12 protein-coding genes are annotated in these 23,464 nt (G+C 51.4%); 2 read left to right on the top strand and 10 right to left on the bottom strand.

All coding sequences use genetic code 11. The features are described 5' to 3' along the window. Positions 1–489: 489 nt before the first annotated feature. From C5O22_RS06960 to C5O22_RS06915, 10 genes are all read right to left on the bottom strand, one after another. Positions 490–1,497 (bottom strand): 1-phosphofructokinase family hexose kinase, encoded by a 1,008-nt coding sequence (locus tag C5O22_RS06960; protein WP_132780490.1) that lies wholly within the window; start codon positions 1,495–1,497, stop codon positions 490–492. A 71-nt stretch (positions 1,498–1,568) separates the two neighbouring features. Beyond that, positions 1,569–2,333, bottom strand: a complete 765-nt coding sequence (locus C5O22_RS06955; RefSeq protein WP_132780489.1) for a hypothetical protein — start codon at positions 2,331–2,333, stop codon at positions 1,569–1,571. Continuing rightward, positions 2,330–4,318, bottom strand: a complete 1,989-nt coding sequence (pglZ, locus tag C5O22_RS06950; RefSeq protein ID WP_132780488.1) for a BREX-3 system phosphatase PglZ — start codon at positions 4,316–4,318, stop codon at positions 2,330–2,332. Before pglZ ends, C5O22_RS06955 begins: the two co-directional genes overlap by 4 nt. After that, on the bottom strand, positions 4,302–7,196 hold the full coding sequence (locus tag C5O22_RS06945; RefSeq protein WP_132780487.1) for a helicase-related protein: 2,895 nt from the start codon (positions 7,194–7,196) through the stop codon (positions 4,302–4,304). Before C5O22_RS06945 ends, pglZ begins: the two co-directional genes overlap by 17 nt. A 7-nt stretch (positions 7,197–7,203) precedes the next feature. Further along, entirely contained in the window at positions 7,204–9,801 is a 2,598-nt protein-coding gene (locus C5O22_RS06940) for a S8 family peptidase (RefSeq protein ID WP_132780486.1), read from the bottom strand. Next, positions 9,794–10,795 carry an AAA family ATPase gene (locus tag C5O22_RS06935; protein WP_132780485.1) on the bottom strand — a complete coding sequence of 334 codons (1,002 nt, stop codon included), beginning with the start codon at positions 10,793–10,795 and terminating at the stop codon, positions 9,794–9,796. Before C5O22_RS06935 ends, C5O22_RS06940 begins: the two co-directional genes overlap by 8 nt. Continuing rightward, complete coding sequence (locus C5O22_RS06930; RefSeq protein WP_132780484.1) at positions 10,795–13,593, bottom strand: DNA methyltransferase; 2,799 nt, start codon at positions 13,591–13,593, stop codon at positions 10,795–10,797. The genes C5O22_RS06935 and C5O22_RS06930 overlap by 1 nt, the downstream gene beginning before the upstream one ends. Before the next feature lie 159 nt (positions 13,594–13,752). Further along, a complete protein-coding gene (locus tag C5O22_RS06925; protein ID WP_132780483.1) occupies positions 13,753–17,484 on the bottom strand; it encodes a DUF6079 family protein in 3,732 nt (1,243 codons plus the stop codon). 18 nt (positions 17,485–17,502) lie between these two features. Continuing rightward, the gene (gene brxF, locus C5O22_RS06920) at positions 17,503–17,973 is read right to left on the bottom strand and encodes a BREX-3 system P-loop-containing protein BrxF (RefSeq protein ID WP_132780482.1); all 471 of its coding nucleotides are present in this window, start codon (positions 17,971–17,973) and stop codon (positions 17,503–17,505) included. Between the two features lie 359 nt (positions 17,974–18,332). Further along, a complete protein-coding gene (locus tag C5O22_RS06915) occupies positions 18,333–20,042 on the bottom strand; it encodes a SulP family inorganic anion transporter (RefSeq protein ID WP_132780481.1) in 1,710 nt (569 codons plus the stop codon). Positions 20,043–20,236: 194 nt separating this feature from the next. Between C5O22_RS06915 and C5O22_RS06910 the strand changes: the two genes are divergently transcribed. Both C5O22_RS06910 and C5O22_RS06905 read left to right on the top strand, forming a co-directional pair. After that, the gene (locus C5O22_RS06910; protein WP_132780480.1) at positions 20,237–22,663 is read left to right on the top strand and encodes a helix-hairpin-helix domain-containing protein; all 2,427 of its coding nucleotides are present in this window, start codon (positions 20,237–20,239) and stop codon (positions 22,661–22,663) included. After that, the gene (locus C5O22_RS06905; protein ID WP_132780479.1) at positions 22,660–23,427 is read left to right on the top strand and encodes a 16S rRNA (guanine(527)-N(7))-methyltransferase RsmG; all 768 of its coding nucleotides are present in this window, start codon (positions 22,660–22,662) and stop codon (positions 23,425–23,427) included. Before C5O22_RS06910 ends, C5O22_RS06905 begins: the two co-directional genes overlap by 4 nt. Positions 23,428–23,464 lie beyond the last annotated feature (37 nt).

The following is a 23,464-nucleotide window of genomic DNA, read 5'->3' as shown; positions in this document are numbered from 1 at the left end:
ATGCCCGGGAGAAATCGACGTGGGCGACCCAGTCTTCGTGGATGAAGGAGGTGACCAGTTGCTCCATGAAGCGCTGGTTAGAGAAGAGGGCCTTGTAGCCGCGGTCGTGGTGGTCTGGCATAGGAAAACCATAGCACAGGGAGTGTGGGAAGGCAAGGATGGGAGGGGAAATCGGGTGCGGAGGGGTGGCGTGGAGAGGGGGCCCAAAAACCTGCCGGGGTGGCTTAGAGGACGCCAGAACCGGGTAAGGTTGGCTATGGGGGGCCCTGAGAAGGGCCCCGCCGTGGGTGGTCCCGGAGTGGGGGGAGCGCCTGATCGCCTGAGCCGTGGGGGCTGGGGGCGTGGGCCGGGCGGGACGCCCGGCCCGGGAGGGGCTGTGGAAGCGGCGAAGGAAGCAGGCGCGAGGGGGGAGCCGCGGCGGCCGAGGCGACGGGTTGGTGCAGGCTGAGCTGTGAGAGGAGGCGGTGCGGTGCTCCCCCTCGGGATACACTATTCAGCTACGATGCTTCCCGGTTTTAAGAGGGCCGCGTTCAATGCGCCACAGCGAATGCCCTCTTGCAGGGCTTCCTCGAGGGAGGCTCCCGCAGCAAGGGCTGAGGCTATTCCGGCGGTAAAGGCATCGCCGCATCCCGTGGTGTTTACGGGGAGCACCGGCTCGATGTTTTGTTCTATGAACTTGCCCCGCTCAAAGGCCCAGACTGACTGGGAGCCTCGGGTAAGGATAATCTGGCAGCCATAGGTTTTCTGGATTTCCAGAGCCGTTTCCTGGACCAGGGCTGCTAGGGGAGCTTGAGAGGCTTCTTTGGAATTTTCGCTTGAGGAAGAAGTCGCTGTTGTATGGTGGGCGGTCCTGTCAGGAAGAAAGGTTCCTACAAATTCGTCAAAGTTGGGTTTGATGACATGAGGGTGATAGGGAAGGCATCGCAATAGGTCCTCGCCTCGAATATCCAGAATAATCTGCATCCCCTGTTCGCGGGCCCTTTGCACCATGAAGGGAAAGATATCTGCCGAAAAGCCCCGGGCCTTGGTCCCTGAGATGATGAGGGTCGGTACGGCGGACTTTTGTTTGTGGGTTTCTGTGTGGTGAGAGGATGGGGCAAAATCGGTGGCTAAAATCTCAAGGAAGCGGGTTTTGATGTTTTCTTCTGTGTCGGGGGCCACCGCTTCAGATTCTTCTACCAGTTCGGTTACCGTATGGGTGCTTTCTTCAATCAGGGTGTAGCAAAAGCGGATGGGGCTGTTGCTTTCTACCCACCGGACATCAAGGTGATCCTGTTCGCAGAGTTCCAGGAACAGGGGACGTAGACTGCCCCCAAGCTGGGTAAGATGCACTACCGATTGGCCAAGCTGCTTAAGAACCCGGCTTACGTTTACCCCTTTGCCCGAGGCATCGAGGCGGTGAGTGGCGGTTCGATTAACCCGGTCTGGCTGGATGCGGGAGAACCGGAGGGTTTTCTGAAGGGTTGGGTTAAGGCACACCGATAAAAAAGAGGCCATACACACAAGAGTATGCCAGGGCTTTCCCCTGGTGGCAAGGGGGCGTATGTTAAAAGCCCTTTAACACAGGACTATGCCTTCACCCTCACCAACACCTCGTCTAACCCACTATAAAAAAACTCGAGTCTAGATGAAGCTTTTGCAAGATACTCCCCATGAAGAGGCTTAATCCGAAAAGGAAATAGGCCTGGGTTTTCGATAATTTCTTTTAAAGGGATGGGCCCATTACCCTTAGAACGCAGAAAGGCCTCGATGAGCCAGGCGACAAGACGCGGATCTTCTACCGTTTGAGAAGTCCCACCGGTGTATATCCCGATTTTCTCTGTATCCTGTAAGACGCCCCAATCAACGAAAGAACGAAGCACCCGGCGAGTTGCCTTTGAAACGCTTTCCCGTTCTCCATAGAGTTCACGAAGGCGTCGCTGAATCTGAGATGCCGTAGCATTGCCCTGCAGTCGCAGTAACCGGCCCGTTTGGGTGGCCACCGCTGTCCAGAAGGGGTACACGGCCATCATCATGCCCCAATGAACGATCAGGCTGGTCTCACCAAAACAAATTCCTTCTGGTGGTTGAGCTAAAAACTGCAGTCCCTCCGTGCGCAGGGCCCGAATTTCAGGGATCGGATTGACCCACACCATTTGGAGTATACTGATCACCTTATCCCGATTGCAGCGTTTTGCCTGACTTCCAACAGATAATTGATCCTTTAATAGTTCCTGTAAGGTCCCATGAATGTCTTTTTCATTGTTTCCTGCCAGAATTAAATGAGCGGTCCGTTCAAGCCATTCCAAACGCACCCGTTGATTAAGACCTAAGCGGTTTTTATTTAGCGTCACTCAGCGCTCCTTTCAATTTTAATGAAGGGCACAATAAGCTCTTCAATAGAAATTCCCCCATGGCTTACCGTATGGTTCTGTTCCGGGATAAAAGCCCGCCGGGAAGGGGCTAGTAAGGGGTAGTAGTTCTCAGGCAGTCCGATTGGATCCCATTCAATTGTTTCAGGAAACTGTTCTTTTACTTGTCTTCGAAGTATCGCCTCTGGATAGATCCGGACCCGTTCTCCCCGCTGGTCCGCCACCATCCCCTCTGTGGGGCGACCCATGCCTTTCGCCTCCACATTTCCATGATCCGAAGTCAGATACACCTGGAACCCCTGGTGTAAAAGCGCATCCAGGAGGGAGAGAAGATAAGGCTGACGAGCCCAAAGCCGCACCTGACTGTGCATACCGGCAGTACCGAGTTCTATGCCATGCATGATTTTGTCAATCTTATCCACCACGAGGGCGGCAACCTGCACTTTGGGGTGGGAAAGCGCTTCCCCTATGGTCGCACTATCTCCATCTCCCACACCTTTGAGATAGATCACCTCATTATCCACAAGTCCCTGTTCTTCCCAGAACCTGGTCCACAAGGCAGGTTCTTTATGGGTGCTCTGGATGCTATCCGGAAAGAAGAGCGGCGCCTTACCCGCAAAAAGGGCTTGCCGCGACACCGAAGTTAAGGTGGGGATCCAGGCAAAAACCGCCTGTTCGCGAAAACGCAAGGTCGGAACCTTTGCAACAAGTTCGTTTCGAAGAATTACCCACTGGTCCAGGGCAAGTCCGTCAATGACGACCAATGCAATTTTAGCGGTCTGTTTGGATAAGAACCGGGGAATATGGTGGACCATGACCGGCGGGTCCGGCGGCAACTGGTGCAAAGCCGCATATCGGCGCTGAATCCACTGCTCAAATCTTGTATCTACCTGCTGAATTAATTCCTGAATTCGGTTCTGAAGGCCCACCGGCAAACTGAGAGTTTCATGGCGCAGCACCTGGAATTCTGCCCAAGCATGGGCAAAGGAAAACCAGGCAGAATATGGTGCCTTTTCCTCAGGGAGTGTAGCTTCCAGACTATCTATCAATTTTTCTAAACGGCGAGTCCTTTGTTCAGGACATCCTGTTTTTATCCCAATGTACCACCAATTGTTGCCTGAGATCCCTACCTCCGCCTTGGGTATGGCCTGTAACATGCCTTCGGCAAACAGCTTTTCGATATAGCCCCGAATATCGTCGTGCTCAAAGGGTAACTCCATAGGCCCCTGAATAGCGACTTTATAGTGTGGCTCCTTTTCCAAAACCGATGCGGATTCCCGCATGGCAACCCTGTTAATAAAAAATGACCACCGTTCTTGCAGGAAAGCCAAAAAGGCTTCCCGATCAGGAACGATGATATCCAGGGGCCAATCTTTGAACACCTGATTTTGACGAAGCAATAGAATCAATCGTTGTTCAATCTCTGCAGGAATCTTTTGTTGATAATAATGGCGGCGCAATAAAACCCGTAACAGTTCTGAAGGCTGTTTGATAAGCTCGGGGGCAATTTCAAACACATGGCGGAGAATAAAATCTTTAGTAGCGTTATCTCCCAATTGCCCCGGCGCATGAAGTTCCTGGGCCGCAAAGAGGACATCAAAATAGCCCCGATCCAGGCTGGCCACCACGGGATAACTTAAATGAGGAAAAATCGTTCCAAGAGAAAATGAGAGTTTACGCCCTGCCTGTAAAAGGTCATAGGGTAAATGATGTAAATCGCTTTCCTGGGATCGCAGGATCACCACCAGATTGGTCGTTTCGCCCAGGTCCCAATGGGAGCGGAATTTCGATTCATAGGCATACCGAAAAGCGATGGGGTCCTCAAAAGGGATTAATGCAAAACCGCGGCGTTGAATATCCTCCAAGATCCCTTCTTCCAGAAGAAGCCCATCGGGATCAGCAACCAGAGTGAGCTTAGCAACCTGAGGCGTAAACTCTTTAAGAATCACATCACGCCAGCTTTTCACAGCTCTCCCCTTCTATCCGAATCACCATCAACGGTTCTATGTTGGGTATCACCTGCGCCTTTTGGGCCAGATATTCCAGAAGACGCTGTTCCTCCTGGGTCAGGAGCTTTAAACGATGGTCCCGTACCTGCGGAAGCCCAATGCGCTCGATTGTTTTGCGACGGGCCGAAAGGGCATAGCGGACCTTTTCTCGTTCCTGATCTATGCGGCGTTGATAGTCCGTCATGATTTCTGCATACAGAGGTTTCCCCTGCTCCTCCGCGATAGCCCATAGTTTTGCAAAAACATCTTCCGAGAACGGGACTGTTCCCTGGATAGGCACCGGCCCCTGGAGGAGGCGATCCCAGATATAGCGGGCGGTGGGAATATAGACTGCCCCCTGGTCTGTTAAAAAGAGGGGCATCATGCGGCGAAAATGATTTTGTTCTGCGGAATGCTCTGTGAAAACAGCATTTTCGGATGAGGCTTGTTCAGTTTGCCAAGGTTTTACCGTGATTTCCCACAGGGACCAAAGACCCCGTACCTCTTTGGCCAGATCGGGCATCGCGATAATCGGTATAGGCTGGCCCGGGATAAACCGAGGGATATGCCTGACCAGGTTTTGCACCTTCGGTTCTTCCAGGGTAATTTGATGGGCCGCAGGGATGCGCTCCGCATGCTCTCGGGTAAACACCCTGTGGGTCCATGTTTCGCCATCGGGCCAGGAAAGATGCCAGGCCGATCCTTTTTTCTCGGCCTTTCCCCCGTGAGAGGCGAGGTATCCCAGGATCATTCGTTCAATCCAGTAGGGCAGTGGATGGGTCAGAAGCCGTTGCGCGGTGCCCACTTCCAATGGTGGGGCTTTTCCGAGGACCGCTCCCATGGTCCGGGATTTGCGGACCTGTTCTTGCAGACGGGAAACCACCGTTTCCACCGATTCTGGAATCTCTGCTGGATTGAGGATCGCTCTGACATACATCTCATCAAAGAGGGGCCCCGCCTGGGCTGAGTCGAGTACATCACTGGTTTTATCCACCCCAAACTCTTCCAGGATTACCGCCAGTTTTTGTTCCAGCACTTCGAGCACCCGGTATTCCACCGAATCCTGGAACACAAAATTAATCGCCCGGACCGGTTTGGTTTGCCCAATGCGGTCCACCCGGCCGATCCGTTGTTCAAGGCGCATGGGGTTCCATGGTATATCGTAGTTGATCACCACATGGCAAAATTGCAGGTTCAACCCTTCCCCACCGGCTTCGGTGGAAATGAGGATCCGCACCTCGCCGGCAAAGGCTTCCTGAACCCGTTTGCGCTCATCCATATCCATAAAACCATTGAGGCAGGCCACCGAAAAGCCCCGGTCGCTGAGAAACTGTCTGAGCATTTCCTGGGTGGGAACAAACTCGGTAAACACTAGGACCTTGAGTTCCGGCTCGCCCTCTTCGGATTGCAGGCGATAGATCCATTCAATCAACGCCTCTGCCTTGGCATCGGGGCTGACTTGTTCGCAGCGCTCAGCCAGTTCCAGAAGCATCTGGATTTCGGCCCGTTCATTTCTCAATGCCCTGATCCGGCTCTGTAGTACGATTTCTGCCTGCTCTTGCCCATCCAACTCTGCCCATTCTTCTGCATCGCCAAGGGGAAACAAACTCAACTGTTCCTCCGGTTCGGTCAGTACCTGGAGCCTTTTTTCAAGGGCGGTGCGAATAGCCCGGGTACTGGACACGACCAGTCGTTGCATCAGGCACATCAAAAAGCCGATATAGTTTCGCTTTTCTTTAACCGCTTGGTTGTAGCCTTCCCGCACATAGGAAGTGACGGCTTCATAGAGGGCTTGTTGTTCCTGGTGTCGGGTTTCCCAGGCAATCGGTGCGAGCTGGGTGCGACGCGGCTTAAACAGGGGCTTGCCATTCGCATCCACGGCGGCGCGCTTTTCCGTGCGAATCACATAGGGCTGAATCCGCTCGCTGGTCACACTCTCCGGATCGGGGAATTCCCGCTCATCCAAAAGCGACATGAGCCTGTGAAAGGCATCGGACTTACCCTGGTGGGGTGTGGCGGACAAGAGCAACACATAGGGCGCCGCCTCTGCGAGGCCCTGACCCAATTTAAAGCGGGCTACCTGGTCGGTACTGCCCCCCAGCCGGTGGGCTTCGTCTACGATCACCAGGTCCCAGCCCGCGGCGATGAGATCTTCGAAGCGGTCCTGATTGTAGGCATCAATCTGGGCATCGCTCCAACCGCGACGCCGTTCCAGGGGCTTTACCGCATCCATGGGGACCACCACCTGGGGAAACAAGGCCCAGGCATTGCCGTAACAGGCTTCCCCTGTCTGTGGGCGGTTTTTTTCTTCACCCTGTGGTGGGGGGAGAATCCGCTTTAAAGTTCCGATATCTTCGGGTAACACCAATCGGAAGGTTTCTCCAAAGTGAAAGCGCATTTCGCTTACCCATTGGTTTACAAGCCCCTTTGGGGCAATGACTAGGGTACGCTTCACCAGGCCCCGCAGTTTCAGTTCCCGCATAATCAACCCCGCCTCGATGGTCTTTCCAAGACCCACCTCGTCGGCCAACAGATACCGCACCTGGTTGCCTGAAACTGCCCGCCATAGGGCGTAGAGTTGATGCGGCAGGGGAATCACCGAAGCTTCCAGGGGGGCAAGGAGCACATCCTGAGTTAAGGCATCGGCGATGCGGGCCGCCGTGGCCACATAACTAATATAGTCGGGAGAACAGAACGGCGCTTTTTCCAGGGGCTCCAATTTTGACGCGGGAAGCTGGATTACGCGGTTGCTTTCGGGGATCCACACCCAGCACACCGTTTCTCCCCACAGGGTGTGGCTTTCCATGACAAGACAGGGTTGCCTATGGTCGGGGCTGTAGCGCCAAAGGGAAGACATGCGTTAATTATACTCCACCTATTACCTGCTGAATTTGGACTACAGAGGTAATTCTTGTCTGAATTTCATTATAAACAGCTATATTAACACCTTCGGCTACCTCTAAAGACACAATCAAACCATAAGCTATAGGACTTTGAATTTTCCCAGCATCTTCTCGGCAATTCACTTTGATCTCTATGACATCACCATCATTAAAAGGTTCCGCCTGCTCACCTTCAAATACTTCATGTTGAACCGTTCCGCGTCTTACTGCTTGCCAATCCGTATTTTTTCTGTTTGAGGTTAAACCATTATTGTTTACTTCGAACCAGAGGTTTGCTACGCGGTATTTCTGATTGCTAGCCAATACGGGTGACAACCAAGCCAAAGTGACAGTTAATCTTCGCCAGACAGTCTGGGAACTTAACGATGGCGGTAATGGTAATCTGAAAATATGAGCTTGTCCATCAGAGAGTTGTCCAAAACCTAATACCGTAGCCCGTTGCTCCGTACAATATAATACCCGGCCAATCTCTGGATGCCCGTACCCGATCCATCTGCTAATTTTTGCGTTAAGTTCTTGTTTGTTTTTACAATCACTCTGAAGTACACCATGTAGATGTGGGGCGATATTTTCCCATGAGCAACCGTGAATTAACATTGCTTTGAGCAATGGTATTTCATACGGGCGCATATCAATATTAGGAAGCTGCTCAGAGACTATTTGTTGTAACAATTCGTAACAAATACTAGCCGCTCTGCTCATCAAAGCCGCCGCATTGCTCGTTCCACAACAATAAGCAACACCATCAAGATTTCCAGATTGCCTGGATGGTACAGCGGTTTTGTTTCCTGGAGGATTGCTTCGAATCGCTGGTTCTACCGGTTTTATCACATAATGATCTTTCCGAGAATATCTAAGATCCTCCTGATACAAAACCCTGCCTCCCCGAAAAACAATGTCTGGTTTAATTGACCGCCGATAACCAACGCCGAATGCAGATACCGGGCTTGGCAACGAATGTTCAAAGGGATTAAATCCGTTATAACAACTTTCATAAGAAGAGGAATCAAATTGAAGCGCCCCAACTGTGAGATTATTGATGCTTTCGGCTGGAGAAAGAAGTTTACGATTTCTGATATCTTCAAAAATAGCTTTTAGGATAACCGCTTCTTTTTGTGATGTAGTTAAGGACTCAAACTGAGCCCTAGGAACATTAAGATAAATGGGACTTGGGTGGTTTCCCGCACTGATAATAAAAAGTATTTTATAAGTACTACTTAGCCAATCCAGTAACCTTGCTAAAGGACTCATCGATTGAAAAAACTGTCTAGAAGGATCGCCAATAGATAAATTGATGACTCGTACCGAAGGGGCCACTGGTTTTTCTATGCCATCGTTTTCAAATAACCTTTTTACAGATCTATGAATAAGATCTACGATGAGAACATCATCTGGTACATACTCTGGGCGAGGTCTATGATAATCATTGGGATTCGGCCTCATGATTGGTCGCACATACACTGGCCGTTTTAATGGTTTTTCCCTATCATTAAGGTCTCCATGAATGATGAGCGAAGCCATCGCAGTACCATGAACGCGTTCTTCGGCATTATAGCTATTTTCAAAATTATCAGGATCATCAATAATTAGCCTGTCTTTTAGAAGACGATGATTCGCTAATGGCAGGCCATCTAAGAGGGCTATGACAGGTTCTCCTTGCGGCAAAGAAGATTCTGGGAAATCTGAATAAACCAAATCATTTTCAGGAAGAGTACCATCAGCAATTATCTGTCCAACAGGGCGAAAGAACATAATACTTTCGCACTTTACCAATTCTACATCCTGGTTATTAATAATGGTCTGGATAGATTGGGCCGGCAGTTCGGCTAACATACCATGATACGCAATTCCCTCGTATAATGATCCAGTCAGAACACGCCCGTCCAGATTACGAATTAGATCTGTAACTCTATTTAAACTTTGTTTTCTCTTCTCGGGGTTACTTCGAAACCAAAGTTCAACTTCAAAGCGAATCGGTCTATTGCTATCATGCTTTAAATCTTCTTGCCAACCCTGAATTACCCCAGTTTCAAGCAATCTATCCTGAATATCCCATCGCCGGATAGACTTTAAGCATGTGAATAAATTATAGAAATTTTTAAGTCCATAATCGAAAGATTCATTGTTTTGATATCGACGCCACAACGAGAGCAATTCATTTAGCGCTTGCTGATTGGTCATCACAAAATACAGACGACCTGTTAGTGTTTTATCTGGAGAATCTGCATCATAAAAATCTTGGTCAGGCGAAATATCCTCCACCTCAATTTCACCCATCCATTCAAAGCCAGCAATACGCTTTACAGCATTAACAAAATTTTCTACTCCACCAACAATCTCTATTACTAAAACATATTCGGGTTCTATACCTGCAGTGCTTTGCTGAATCTCCACTTTGCGGGCTTCAAAAGCAGTCCGTAATTGCTCAAACATTGGAGAAAGTCGTTGGATCTGCCGTGTTGTATCAGGTTTATGAATATTCTTAGAAAAATTCCCATTCTTTTTTGTTCTGTTAGCCAATTGTGGTGTCGGGAAAAATAGCAGTGGTAACTTAGACATCTTTTACCTCCGCTCCCTGTTGTTCTACTGGAATTGCTCTGATGGACCACAAACGAAGTGTTTGAGCTATAATATCTTTCATGTTGGCGTTCGGTAATTCCAACACATACTGCCGGAAAACCGTCATCCCGAACTCTTCGATTTCGGCAAAATTTAAGCCTTGAAGGTATTTAGCTAAAGTGCTTGGGGCATACCCCAGTGGAACCTTAATTCTATGTTCAAACTTTTTGAACCATTCTTCCAATCGATCTCGCGTAGGTGGTGGTAAGGTAATACGGATTTGAAAACGCCGCCATACAGCACGATCAAGAAGTTCAGCATGATTGGTAGCCCCAATCACCATGACATGGCTCGGCAGGTTGTCAATTTGCATAAGCAAAGAACTCACGACTCGTTTGATTTCTCCGGTTTCATGTAAATCCCCGCGTTCTTTACCCAATGTTTCAAATTCATCAAAAAAAAGAACACATCTTCGAGTAGCTGCATATTCAAAGAGTTTTTTTAAACGAGTAGCCGTTTCTCCCAGATATGCCCCGACCACACTTTCATACCGAACAGTCAGTAAGGGAATTGCTAGTGCTTCCGCAAGCGCTTCGGCTAGTGATGTTTTGCCGTTCCCTGGCGGGCCAATCAGAAGAACTCGATTTCTAGGTTCTAAATTGTATGATCTAAGTAAATCCGTCCTATATTGTTCCTGAAGCAATTCTTGACAAATCAGTAAAACATCCTGTGGAAGAATCAGGTCAGAGAGTTTTCGTTGGGGGATAATTTCGTAAAACAGGTTGTCCATCCGGTGATCTAGCATGCTCCCTCCGTTGGCAACAGGGCGATCAACCACTCCTGCGTTTAATATTTCTTCAAGCTTTTCAGCTAACACTGTATGTTGTTTTGTTCGCTCTTCAGCAATGATTGCTTCGACAACTTTCCTGAAATTCACTTTGTCGCCCCGCATGCCGGATTGCACCAGGCGAATTAATAAATCTGCTCTGGCCATTATTGTCTTCCCCTTCTCGTGATAGCCTGATCATACCACATGAGGAGCTTGGGGTCTTCTTCCAGGACGGTGTGGGGGATTTTTTCGGCCACGGCGATGATGGTGTCGTAGTCCCGTTCCTGCCAGGCCTTTTTAAAGCCCGCCCGAACCGCTTCCAGGCGAAAGACCTTGAGCTTTCGCTTTTCCGCCTTGTACACATCAAATTCCTTGAGCAGGGCCCGCTCCCGCAGTTTTTCCAGGTCGCTCGCCTTGTTGGGATCCGGCACATACCAGCGGTCCCGGGCCTTTTCCACCAGGGCCGGGTCTTCTTTGGAGAGGTTGCGCAGGTCCTTCCAGTTGGTGGAAAGGTAGGCGTGGATCTGCTCGGGTACGGGACCTGTGCCGTCGTAGCAAAGGAAGTTTTGTTCTAAGAGTTCCCGCAGGTCCAGGAGCACCTCGTTTTTGCTCCAGCCACCCAGATGTTGCATAAACTGGGGGTTGATATCGGAAAACTTCTGGGGTTTTTCTTTAAGGAGTTGCCTGAGCCACTGGATGGCCGAGGCTTCGTCGCAAACAAAGAGCTCTGCCTGGGGCGGCGCGGCGGTGATCATTTTTTTGCGGTCGTACTCGGCGGCCTGGTCGCTTAAAAAATACATGCCATCCCGTTCGATAAAGCGCTGGGCAAGCCCCGCCTGGAATTCCTGGCTCGAGAGGGGCACAAAAAGACCCTTGCGCACATAGTAGGCCACCACCTGGTCGTAGAGGATCCGGGGGTCCCGCTCAGGAATAAACTGGAGCGAGCCGTTTTGCAGCTTGACCACCGGCAGATATTTTAGGTGGGTGCGCACAAAATCCCAAACCCCCGCCTCGCTTTCTGCCTCCGCTTGGAAGCGCTCCTCAAAGCCCCCGTTGGGCTTATAGGCGGAAATGACCAGGTCCTGCTTGACCGCCGTGGGGGTGGTCACTGCCTTGAAGCTCCGCTGTTGTTTATCCAGGGCAGACACATTGGCCACGATAAAACCCGCCTCGGCCAGGGCGGTCTGGATGCTGTTCCACACCGCCGCCTGGGTGTTGGAAAACTCCACGGTCATCCAGCGGCCGGGCTTTAGGACCCGATAGGCCTCCTTAAAGCAAGCGGTCATGAGTTCCCGGTATTCGTCTAACCCCTTACGCTGGGAATCGTTGACAATCGCTTCGGGTTTGGTGTTGGTAAAGACCTTAAGCCAGGCCTCCCAGAGAAAGTTCAGTTCCGAATAATTTAGATTGGACCCAAAGGGCGGATCGAGGAAGATGTAGTCGATTGAAGAATCAAAAGAATGTAATGAACTACTTGATTCTGTATCGATGCACCATACAAAATGTTGATTGTTTCTAATTTCAAGAAATCTTTTTAGCTGTTTTATTTTGTGTTTGTATACATCGAACATATTCCCTTCTGTTGGAAGAGATGGAATATATAAGGTTCCTGATAAAGGACGATCTCCACCAAACGGATTTAATCTTCTCATTTTAGTTCCATGCCATGATGTATTTAAAAATCCAAAAAGAAATAAAGAGATATTTGAAGATTTTGCTCTCGCTCGATACGCCGCCAGCACCCACAGGTTTCGCCTGGTGTAAAAATGGTGCACATGGGTGATGCCGATGGGATCGTTACGGCGGGTTTCGCCGCCTTCCATCATGCGGTCCGTCGGGAACCAGTAGGGGATCTCGCTCTGTTCAATTTTTTCGATCAGCTCCAGGTCAAACCCATCGGGCCTCTTGTCCGCCCGTTTCCCCTGCACGGTATAGTTTATGAGCACCGGCACCTGCTTGGCCTGCCGGATGGTCTGTTTCAGGGCCCGGTCGTAAATGTTCACCCAGGCTCTTTCCATGCGCCGTTTGGTGAGCAGGACTCCGCAGTGGGGACAGGGGAACTCCTTCCGCACCTTGCCCGCTTCCTGGTCCACCGCCGCATCCCAGAACACCACCTCCTGACTGCAATCGGGGCAAACAAACACATCACTCCATACGGTATAGTTGATTTTTCCCCTGGTTTTGCCGTCGCTGTGCAGGGTTTCGTACATCCAGCCGCACTCCTCTTCCACCTCTTTTAAGATGCGCCGGGCCTCCCGCTCAAAGGCTTTGACATCCACGGGGGTGTTGTAGTTGTAGGCAATAAAGGTCGCCGCGGGCGATAAATCGTTTAACACCGCCCGGCGCGGGCCCAGCCGGGAAAAGGGTTTCCAGATGGTTTTTCCCGTCTCGTCCAGTTCTTCCTGGTAAATGATGCCTTCCGCATCTACCCGGTAACCCAGGGATTCCACCGTGGCCCGGTCGCCGCAGAGCTGGGCCGCCACGCCGGTCATGCCGGTGCCGCAAAAGCCATCAAAGACGATGTCCCCCGGCTCGGTGTAGTGGAGGATGTAGCGCATAATCGCCTTGTGGGGCACCTTGGTGTGGTAGGAATGGGCGTTGTAAATGGGATCGTTTTTCCCTTCGCTCACATCGGCCGCAAAGGGTTCCCGGTGGTAGTGGTAGTCCGCCGGTTTGGGGGGCTTTTCTGCCTCCCAGGCCTGGATCATCTCCGCAAGCCAGGGGTTGGGGCAGGCGGTGTAATAGGGCGGATCCGACAGGGCAAGGATCACTTCGTCGCTCGCGATAGGAAAACCTTCGATGGAGCGAAACGCCGGGTCCTTTAGTTTCTTGCGCAACTCTTCGGTAAAATAGGCCCGGCGGGCCGCATCGTTGGGAAAGGTCATGCCCAAACAGGTTACCGGCGAATCCGAAGCGGCCTCTTCCTGGGGGTAAGTATCAAATAAATCTTGTTCCTGTGACATTTACGAACATCCTCCTACAAGTCTCAGGGTGCGCCGGACAAAGCTATGCCAAATCGCAATTTATTTTTCTATACACATTCTATACACATAATCGTAATAATCATAACACATGTGTATAGAGCTAGGGGGTTCGTGTATAGAAAGAGCCATCCCGCATCCTTATTCCAGTACAATCCGTACCTTGCCCACTTCTTTGCCTCTGACCAGGGATTCAAGATAGGACTCGAACCGCCTGCGCAGTTCTTCCGGAGTCGCGGGGGATCCCCCGCTTAGGAGAGCACCCCGCAGGTCAGCCATGGATACCGATATTTTAATCAGCCCCGACAGCACTTCCTGCAAGGCCCGGATAAAGTCCTGATCCACCCCTTCCGGTAAGGTCCGGCTTTGGACAAAAGCCTCCACAGCTCTCCGATCTTCTTCTTTTAAGAGATCCAGGTTGCTTTTGGTGATGGGGTCTTCCAGGTTATCCAACAGGGTTTTGGTCCATGATGCAAGGATCCCATCCAGTTCCGCCTCCAGGGCCTCTAATCGGCTTGTCGCGGAGGCGCCAATAGTTTCTTGATGGGGCCTAAAACCGCAGTGGGGACAGATCGGCGCTGCCCCCAGGTCCTGCTCGGTCAGGGCAAAACAGGTTTTTAAGTCCCCAAGGCGATGCTGAAAATCCACAAACTGTTGGCGGGGTAAAAGGTCAATGGTGGATAGTTTCTGTAATACCTTGATTCTTTCATCGGCCAACAGGGCCGCCTTCTGTTTATCTTCCTTTGCCCCGAGCCGGGCTTTGGCATGTAAAGACAGGTAGATCCCTATATACGCCTGTTTCAGTTCCTCAAGCCTGCGCTGGCTCTGGGGGTAAAAATCCGGCCGATTCCGCATAGCGGGATCGGTGATCTGGTGTAACATTTCTTGCCGAACCTCTTTTACCATCCCAAGCCATTCGTGGTCTTCGGGGAGCGCCGCCTCTGCTTTGGAAAGATACGAGGCGATTCTTTCTAGGTCTGCTACCACTTTTTGTTGTGTTCTAATTTCAAGAATGGCCTGTAACAGCCCTTTCTGTTTTTCCACATCCGCAGTCTCATACCGGAAATTCTTCAGCTTCCCGAGGGTGGTGTACACCTGGAGGCTTTCCAAAAACTCTTTCATGGCCGCGAGCTGGGTCGCCCGTTTTTGCAGCTCCGCCTCAGCATAAAGACTCTGCCCCCAAAAATAGGTGCCCTCCTTTAAGGTCTGCTGGATCTGGATGATGTCGTCGATTTGTTTGGCTACTGCGGTTTGCAGGGCCTGCACCGGTTCTTCTTGCCCCTGGGTAATGAGCTGGGCAAGTCCCGGAGCGAGTCCCAGCAACTCAAAAAGGGCTTTCAGGGCGGGGATATTCCAGTCCTTGGGTCTTTCAATGTGTTTAAAATTGACAAGGTCATCAAAATTGGTTCCGGCCAGCAATGCCAGGTTCGAGGCATCGAATTTCTTGCCCGGAAGGGCTAACACAATTTCGCCTGCATATACCAGGGCCGCAAGGAGCACCACTACCCATTCCGCCTCCAGGCGATACCGCTCTACCCCCAGGTATTCCACCCCCTGCACATCCTGGATTAGCTCAGCCCGGTTCAGTACCTGCCCCTGACCTTTCCCTTTCAGGGCTTCCAGAATGAAACGGGCATATCGGGACTGGGCGGGGGTGAGTTTTTCCCCATCTAGAAGTTCCAGGGCGCTCAACACCGCAAGGGCCTGCTTGGTCTTACCCTGACCCGCGATGGCTCGAAGAGCCTCCTGCGCGGTCTGGCGGCGATTAGCCCCCGTAATCAGTACCGAAAAGATGGGGTATTCCGGGGCCAGTTCTTCAAAATGGACTTTAAAGCACAGGCCCGCAATCAGGTTCACAGAATCCCGGAAATTCACGCCTTCCTGCGAAAAACCGGCACCCCGCATGGTTCCAGAGCCTACGCTTTTAAGCCACTCGGCCATGGTTTTGCTCTTTCCCTGGTAGGTTACTTCAAAGGCGGTGCTCATGTTTTTCCGCAACCACTGAACCAGTTCATTCAAAAAGGTTCGGGCCTTGGCTTCGTAGGTGGCTTTTGCCTGGCCCGAGGAGGTAGAGGCCAGATCCAGGGCTGCCGCATAACGGTTCAAGGCGGTCAAAAATTGGTCGTCCTTATGGACTAAGCGGAAAAACAGTTCGTCCGCCTTTTTTTCGTCCTTAAATCGGGGTGGATTGATGGGCTGGATAAAATAGATGTAGAAATCCCGGAAGGGAACGGCGGTGGAGCGTTCGTTGGGGGTTCCAAAAAAGAGGTATCCCTGCCGGGTCACCTTCCGTTCCCGCCATTCAATTTCATGTTGCCAGATTTTGTAACCCGTTACCCAGGTTTGATCTCCGCATTCCATGATCTGTCGAAGGGCATCGTAGAAATACCGGTCCAGTTGATTCTGATCCAGGCTTTCGGATCGCCTTTCGATGAGTGCGTCGTAATCGTCGCTCTTTTTAAGATCCAGGTAGTATTGGCGGTTATCTGGATTAGACGAAATAAATTGACCGCTTACGGTTCGGTGAATTTCCCGAAGGACCGTCTCCACCTGGGACAAGAGATCCTGGGCGGGGTCTCCCCCTAACTCTTCGATACCCGGCTGATACAGACAAAGCCCATCCCGTAATTCTTCGGGGGTGGCCCCCAGGGGAGCGTAAATATCGCCGGTGGTGAGTCTATGGACAGAAAGGGCATGAATCAGTTGGATCGCCATGGGTTTGTAAGCCGGCCGGGTAAAGGCCTGCTGGATCCGTGACTCCAGGACCGCACTACAATCAATGACCGCCTTGATATCCGGCACCGCCCGGAACGAGGGATTTTCGCGCAGGTTTGTCCAGTAGCTGTCATAGGCGATGATCCCCGGGCGGTCAGTGGGGATCTCCTGATCCAGCAATTTTTTAATCGCCAGCGAAAGGGTTTTAAGGACCTCCCGTTTTTCTGCCACGGTGATCCGCTCAAAAACATCCACATAGTCCGGATGCACCGGGAAAAGGCGGACAAACTCATCCATCCGCTCATTCATGCGGCCATAAAACTTCGCAAAGGGCATAAGATAAGCCCGGATCTTTTCCTGTTGATCGGCGCTTTTCTTTAACAGTCGCTCGGCCACCACAAACTTGACATCGGTGCGGGCAATCAGTATTTGTTCAAAACGATCCTTGACCCGGCGAATGCTATCGGCGACAAAATTAAAGCGGGAGTTGTCAAAAATGGCTTCCTGCACCCCCGCCATAAACCGGAACCGCAGGTCCTTGCAGACCTCGCCGATTTCCCGCAAAAAATTCAGGTCCAGGATCAGTTCCTGGTCTTTGCGGGTGCGCAGGTAATCGAGTAGCTCATCCACCACAAGGAGCAAGCCCTGCTCAGGATAAATCCTGTGAAAGGCGCTCATCATCTCTTCGAAGGCCCGCTTGTTGTTGATCACCTTCTCTGGGGGCGGAAATGTGTAGCGAACCCCCATGGCCGATAGCTGTTCCTCGATTTCAGCGACGAGAATATCCCGCAACGACATGGTGGTGGCCCCCAGTTCGGTGCGGATCACCTTAAAGCGTCCGGCGATCTTCCCGGCCGCCGCGGCGACACTTGGGTTGTTCAAGGCATCCACCAGATCGCCCTTTTCTGCCACTGCGGAAATGACGGACATCAGGTGGGATTTACCGGTTCCGTAATTACCCACCACCAACAGAGCCTTGTTGTCCGTGGGTTGGTCAAACTGTAATTGGGGAAAGACTACATGGATGAGCCGCTCGGCCATTTCCGAGGAGATAACATAGGTTTGAATAAGCCGTCGGGCTGCCGATATCTCGTTTGCATCCCGGAGCTGTACTACCGATTCAATAGGGTTAAATTGAATTAATTCTCCGTATTTCATAATAAGGTAACGCTCCCATTAAATTTCCGGTGTAAATACCAAAAAATCGCCTAGTTCATACCGTCTATATTCGGGATGATCTGGCATAGCATACACTATATGATTGTTTTCTATTCTACCATTCCATGCGGCCCCTATCGTTTTTATACGAGAGAGCCCCAGGAGCAGCCGTAAAGGATCCTGCTTCAGGGAAACATCAAAAAGTATTTCAAGATTATCTAGGAGAACTGTATCACCCGGGCAGGTCTGGATAAGGTCGGTAAGTAGCGGTGATACCTGTAATATTCGCTGTTTTTCGTTTAGTTCAAGCAGACGACGAGCAAGCTCACGATTAATGTTGATGAGAGGTATCCCGGTCCGTTCATGAATTTGTTGGAGTACTATAGTTTTCCCTGATCCAGAAGGCCCTACGAGGAGAACAAGCCCGTAATAGAGTTCATGAGCTTGTTTAATTCCCTTAAGTATATTCTCAACAAGCCACTGTGACATTGTTGACCCCTCTTTGTTTCTTGATTATAGAGGGATTTCTCTGGTTGTGGTAGGGTTAGTTACAGAAAATAGTCACTACCCCCAGGCCAGGAGTAGTTTTTGGGGTCCTGTTTGATAACTTTTTAATGACAAATCTGAACTTGCCCAATGGGTTGGCTGGTTCAAAAATACTGGTAGATGTTTTAAAGTACCCTCGCTTTCCTAAAAGACGATTCTCATGTTCCCCTTGTTATAACCGCGTAAGGAAAAAGTAAAAGAGCAACTGCAAAGCCCTGCGGCCCCCATCTTACTATCCCTATTACTTTCCAAAAGATGGGGACCGCGCGCTCCTGTCGCGCGCCGCCGTAATGTCCCCAGGGTTATGCCTTCTTGTCTTGTTTTTGGGCTTCCGCTTTTTTCAAGGCTTCATCCAGGGTTGAACAGAGATATTCTTCCCCTAACTCCTGAATAAACCCGGCCTTTTCAAGGGCCCGTCGGGGTTGCTCTCGAATTTCGCAGAGAAGGAGGTTGATGTGATGTTTTTTGCAATACCGCAGGAAAGACTCCAGGGCCGCAATGCCGGTGGAGTCGATGGCCGGTACCTGGGCAAGCTGTAAAATGAATACCCTCGGCTTTTTCTCCAGGGTCATGAGGGTATCCTGAAGAATGTCGGCTACCCCAAAAAAGAAGGGCCCCGTGATTTCGTAAATTTCTATGTCCTTTGCATGGCGGGGCAATTCATGGGGATGTTCGTTGCTTGGCCCATACACAAGTTCTGAACCGATGTCAGGGTTGCCGGGACGAATCTCCGCGGTTTCTACCATGCGCCGCAGGAAGAGGAAGGCCGCGAGCACTACCCCTACTTCTACCGCCACCGTTAGGTCGATGAGGACCGTAAGCGTAAAAGTGGTAAGGAGGACAATCATATCGCTCCGAGGGGACTTACGGATAATGCGGATGAACCGATGCAATTCACTCATGTCCCAGGCTACGACCATAAGAACCGCCGAAAGGCTCGCCAGGGGAATGACCGACGCGAGGGGTGCCAAGAACAACACAAAGAGAAGAAGCGTAAGGGCATGGACCATCCCCGCTATGGGGCTCTGGGCCCCCGATTTAATGTTGGTGGCTGTACGGGCGATGGCCCCAGTCGCAGGGATTCCCCCAAAAAGGGCGCTCGCTATGTTCCCTACTCCCTGCGCTACCAGTTCCATGTTTGCCTTGTGGCGGTCGCCGGTCATGCCGTCGGCCACCACCGCCGAGAGGAGGGACTCTATTGCCGCCAGGAGGGCGATGGTCACCGCGTCAGGAAACACCTCCCGAAGGGTTGCCCACTGAAAGGACGGTATATGGGGGAGGGGAAGGCTTGCAGGGATGGCCCCAAAACGGGACCCAATGGTTTCGACGGGTAAGCGGAAGATGACGCATACCAGGGTGGCGATGGTTACCCCCACCACCGAAGCGGGAATCCGGGGAAAGAATCGGCGAATACCTATGATGATAAGAATGGTACCCATCCCTACTACCAGGGTGAGAGGATTGAGGCTTCCTATGTTTTCGATGTACTGAACCCATTTTTCAAAGAATTCGGGGGACACCTTTTCGATGGGAAGGCCTAAGAAATCCTTTACCTGTTGAGAGAAGATGAGCAGGGCTATGCCGGTGGTAAAGCCGGTGGTAACCGGGTAGGGAATAAATTTTATAAGACGACCAAGCCCCGAAAGGCCCATCACTATGAGCATGATCCCCGCTAACAGGGTGGCCACAATAAGCCCTTCCATCCCCTGACGGGAAATTACGCCGTAGATGATGACAACAAAGGCCCCCGTAGGTCCCGCAATCTGGTAACGGCTCCCGCCGAGGAGGCTAATGAAAAAACCAGCAAAGATGGCGGTATACAATCCCTGGGCGGGGCTACCCCCCGCGGCGATGCTAAAGGCCATGGCCAGGGGAAGGGCCACAATCCCGACGGTAAGCCCCGCGATAAGGTCTTTGACTAAATTTTCTCGGCTATACGGAAAGGCTTTTCCTATTTCGAAGGTTCGGGGAACAAATTCCCCCTTTTCTTTAAGAAACGAATTGAGATTCATGATAAATATAGAAAATATGCTTATTTGTTGTTTTATTCAAGAGTATTCCGCATTATATAATATTTTATGATATATATTTGCAAAAATATCTATTTTCTGCTAATTCATTTAAAAACAGGAATGCATGCAAAAGCGCCGCCTTCTGAAGGTTCAGCCTCTTTACTTTTTCAAAGCCCTGAGTACAATTTTGCCCCATGGAATTAACACAGGAATTTATTGATAGTCTCGTGGTCAACGAAGTGGCCTTGATGAAACGGATTGCTGAAACCCTCTCGATTAACCTGAGTCAGGTTTCAGCGGTTATCAGCCTTTTTAACGAAGGTTGTACGGTTCCTTTTATCGCCCGATACCGGAAAGAAAAAACGGGAAGCCTGGACGAAGTCCAGGTACGGGAAATAGATCACCTTTTTACCAGCGGGAAGAACCTGGAAGGTCGCCGGATTGAGATTATCCGGAGCATTTTTGAGCAGGGAAAACTGACAGAGACCCTCTATGAAAACATAACGAAGGCCGCCACATTAGCGGAATTAGAAGATATCTATGCTCCCTTCAAACGGAAAAAGAAAACCCGGGGCATGGTGGCTCAAGAAAAAGGGCTTGAACCCCTGGCTGGGGCTATGAAGGAACTTGAGGCGGCGCCCCTGCGGGAGAAGGCCCGGGAATTCATCAAGGAAGATCCCGAACATCCTGAGCTTTCGGTGCCTACCGTGGATGATGCCCTGCAGGGGGCGATGGATATCATTGCCGAAGAGGTCGCCCAGGACCCGGATAATCGCAAGAAAATAAAGGACTTCTACCTTACCGATGGGAGAATCATCGTAAAAGGTCTTGGGGACGAAGAAAAACGAAAGACCAGTACCTACCAGATGTATTGGGATTACCAGGAACCCCTTTCTCAGATTAAGCCCCACCGGATCCTGGCGATTAACCGGGGCGAACGGGAAGGAGAACTGGAAGTAACCATCGATGTGGACGAAAACCGGGCCACGGAACTGCTCCAGAGCCGGTACCTGATTCATAACGACTATCATAAAACGGCTATCGAGGACGGGCTAAAGCGGCTTCTGTCCCCTGCGGTTATCCGGGAAATCCGGGGCGATCAGAGCGAAGCTGCCGATGATCACGGTATTTCTGTCTTTAGCCAGAACCTGAAAAACCTTCTCATGCAGCAGCCCATTAAGGGGACCCGCGTGCTGGGCATTGACCCCGGCATTCGAACAGGCACCAAGTGCGCCGCCCTTGATGAGACCGGCAAATACCTGGGAAGTTTTGTTATCTACCAACATCGACCAGAGGAAGCAAAGAAAACCCTCCTTGAAGGGATTAAAACTTACAATGTTCAACTCATTGCGGTGGGGAACGGGACCGGCACCCACGAAGTGCAGGAACTGGTTTCCCAGGTGATTAGCGAAAACAACCTGGAGGTCCTGTACACCGTGGTGGATGAAGACGGGGCTTCGGTGTATTCGGCCAGCGACATCGCCCGGGAGGAATTCCCCGACCTGGACCTTACCATCCGGGGGGCTATCTCTATTGGTCGGCGTTTGCAGGATCCCCTGGCGGAATTGGTCAAGATTGATCCTAAGTCTATCGGCGTCGGGTTATACCAGCACGATGTGAACCAGAAAAAGCTTTCCGAAACCCTGGATGAAGTGGTCCAGTCGGTGGTGAACAATGTCGGGGTAAACCTGAATACGGCAAGCTTTTCGCTTCTTAAGTATGTGTCGGGGATTAACAGTTCCCTGGCTAAAAAATTGGTGAAATACCGGGAGGAAAAGGGGAAAATTCTCAGTCGACAGGAATTACTCCAGGTGCCGGGAATGGGGCCTAAAACTTTTGAGCAATGTGCCGGTTTCTTAAAAATCCCGGAGAGTCCCGATCCCCTGGATAATACCTGGGTGCACCCGGAAAATTACGAAATTGCCCGGGAAATCTATGGAATTCTTAAAACCAAGGGGAGCCTTTCGGTGGAAGATCGAAAGCTCCTTAAAGAAAAATATGGGGTTGGAGACACCACCCTAACGGACCTGGAAGAGGAGTTGAAAAAGCCCAACCGGGACCCCCGGGAAGATTACCCCAAACCGGTGATGCAAAAAGGGGTAGTGTCTTTTGAGGATCTGCGGGAAGGGATGGTGGTTACGGGTAAAGTGAAAAATGTAGTGGACTTTGGGGCCTTCGTGGACCTGGGGATAAAAGAAACGGCCCTGCTCCATATCAGCGAGATGGCCGATCACTTTGTGCAGGACCCTATGGAAGTGCTCAAGGTGGGGGATGTGCGGCAGTTCCGCATCATTGGTCTTGATACGGATAGACGGCGCATCAGCCTTTCTCTGAAGAGCCAATCGACCGGAAGTGGATCGGTCACGGCCGCCGCAAAGCCAGCGGTGGCGGGAGCGAAAAAAGAAGGAGAAAAGCGCCGCGTTGTGGTAACCACAGCGAAAGCGCCGGCCGGCGGCGCCACCTCCGGTTCTGAACAGCCGCAGCAGTCGGCCAGACCGGCAAAGGACCAGCGAGGGCCCGGGAAACCCTTTGGAAGAGATGATAGGGACGATGATGGTACCATGTACAATCCCTTTGCGGAGGCCCTGCGGAAAATGCAGGAGAAGGATAAAAAACGGTGAGGGAGGAGGAACTCCTTTCGCAAGGAATAAGCACCCTCTGTGAGCGGTATCCCCTGTTTAAGGAGCTTCTGGCAGGGCGGGAAGCGGCGAGCCAGGAGCTTCTCTTGCAGTATATTGATGAAATAGAACGGTTTAATCCTGCCTATGGTCTTGTGGGCACGGCGGATCGAAAAGAATTGGTGGTAAAACACATCCTCGATTCCCTTGCTCCCCTGGGGATACTGCTGAACTTATTGGAAGGGGAAGGGAAAAAATGGCGCCCCGAGCAGCCTCTCCCTGCTTCCCTTGCCGGGGGAAAAGAGCGATCCCCGGAGGCCCAGGAGCATCCCATCGTCCCGCTTACGCTTGCCGACGTGGGAAGCGGAGGGGGCTTGCCAGGGATTCCCCTGGCGATCTGCTGTCCCCATTGGCAGATCACCCTGATAGAACGGATGGGACGGCGGGCAGGTTTTTTGCAGAACACCCTGGCGGTCCTGCACCTGCCCTCGGTTCGGGTGGAAGAGATCGACCTTGCGCGTTCCCGGAGCGGTCCCTTTGATATCATCACCTTTCGGGCCTTTCATCCCCTGGATGCGAAACTGCTTAAAGCCATGCGGGAGCGATTAAAGCCAGGAGGGCTCATTGCGGCCTATAAGGGGCGCCGGGAAAAGATAACAGAAGAAATGGCCCCTCTTGAAAAGGTGTCGCTGGCGGGGAACTGGCAGGCCATTCCTGTGGAGGTCCCTTTCCTTGAAGAAGAGCGGCATCTTCTTATCGTCCGATGAAGTTCTCCTCTGAAGCTGCTATCCGCTAGCTGGGACC

The sequence above is a fragment of the Treponema sp. J25 genome (genome assembly GCF_004343725.1).
In the GTDB taxonomy this organism is placed as follows: Bacteria; Spirochaetota; Spirochaetia; order Treponematales; family Breznakiellaceae; genus J25.
Note: the sequence above shows the minus strand (reverse complement) of the source record. Positions and strands in the feature narration are given on the sequence as shown.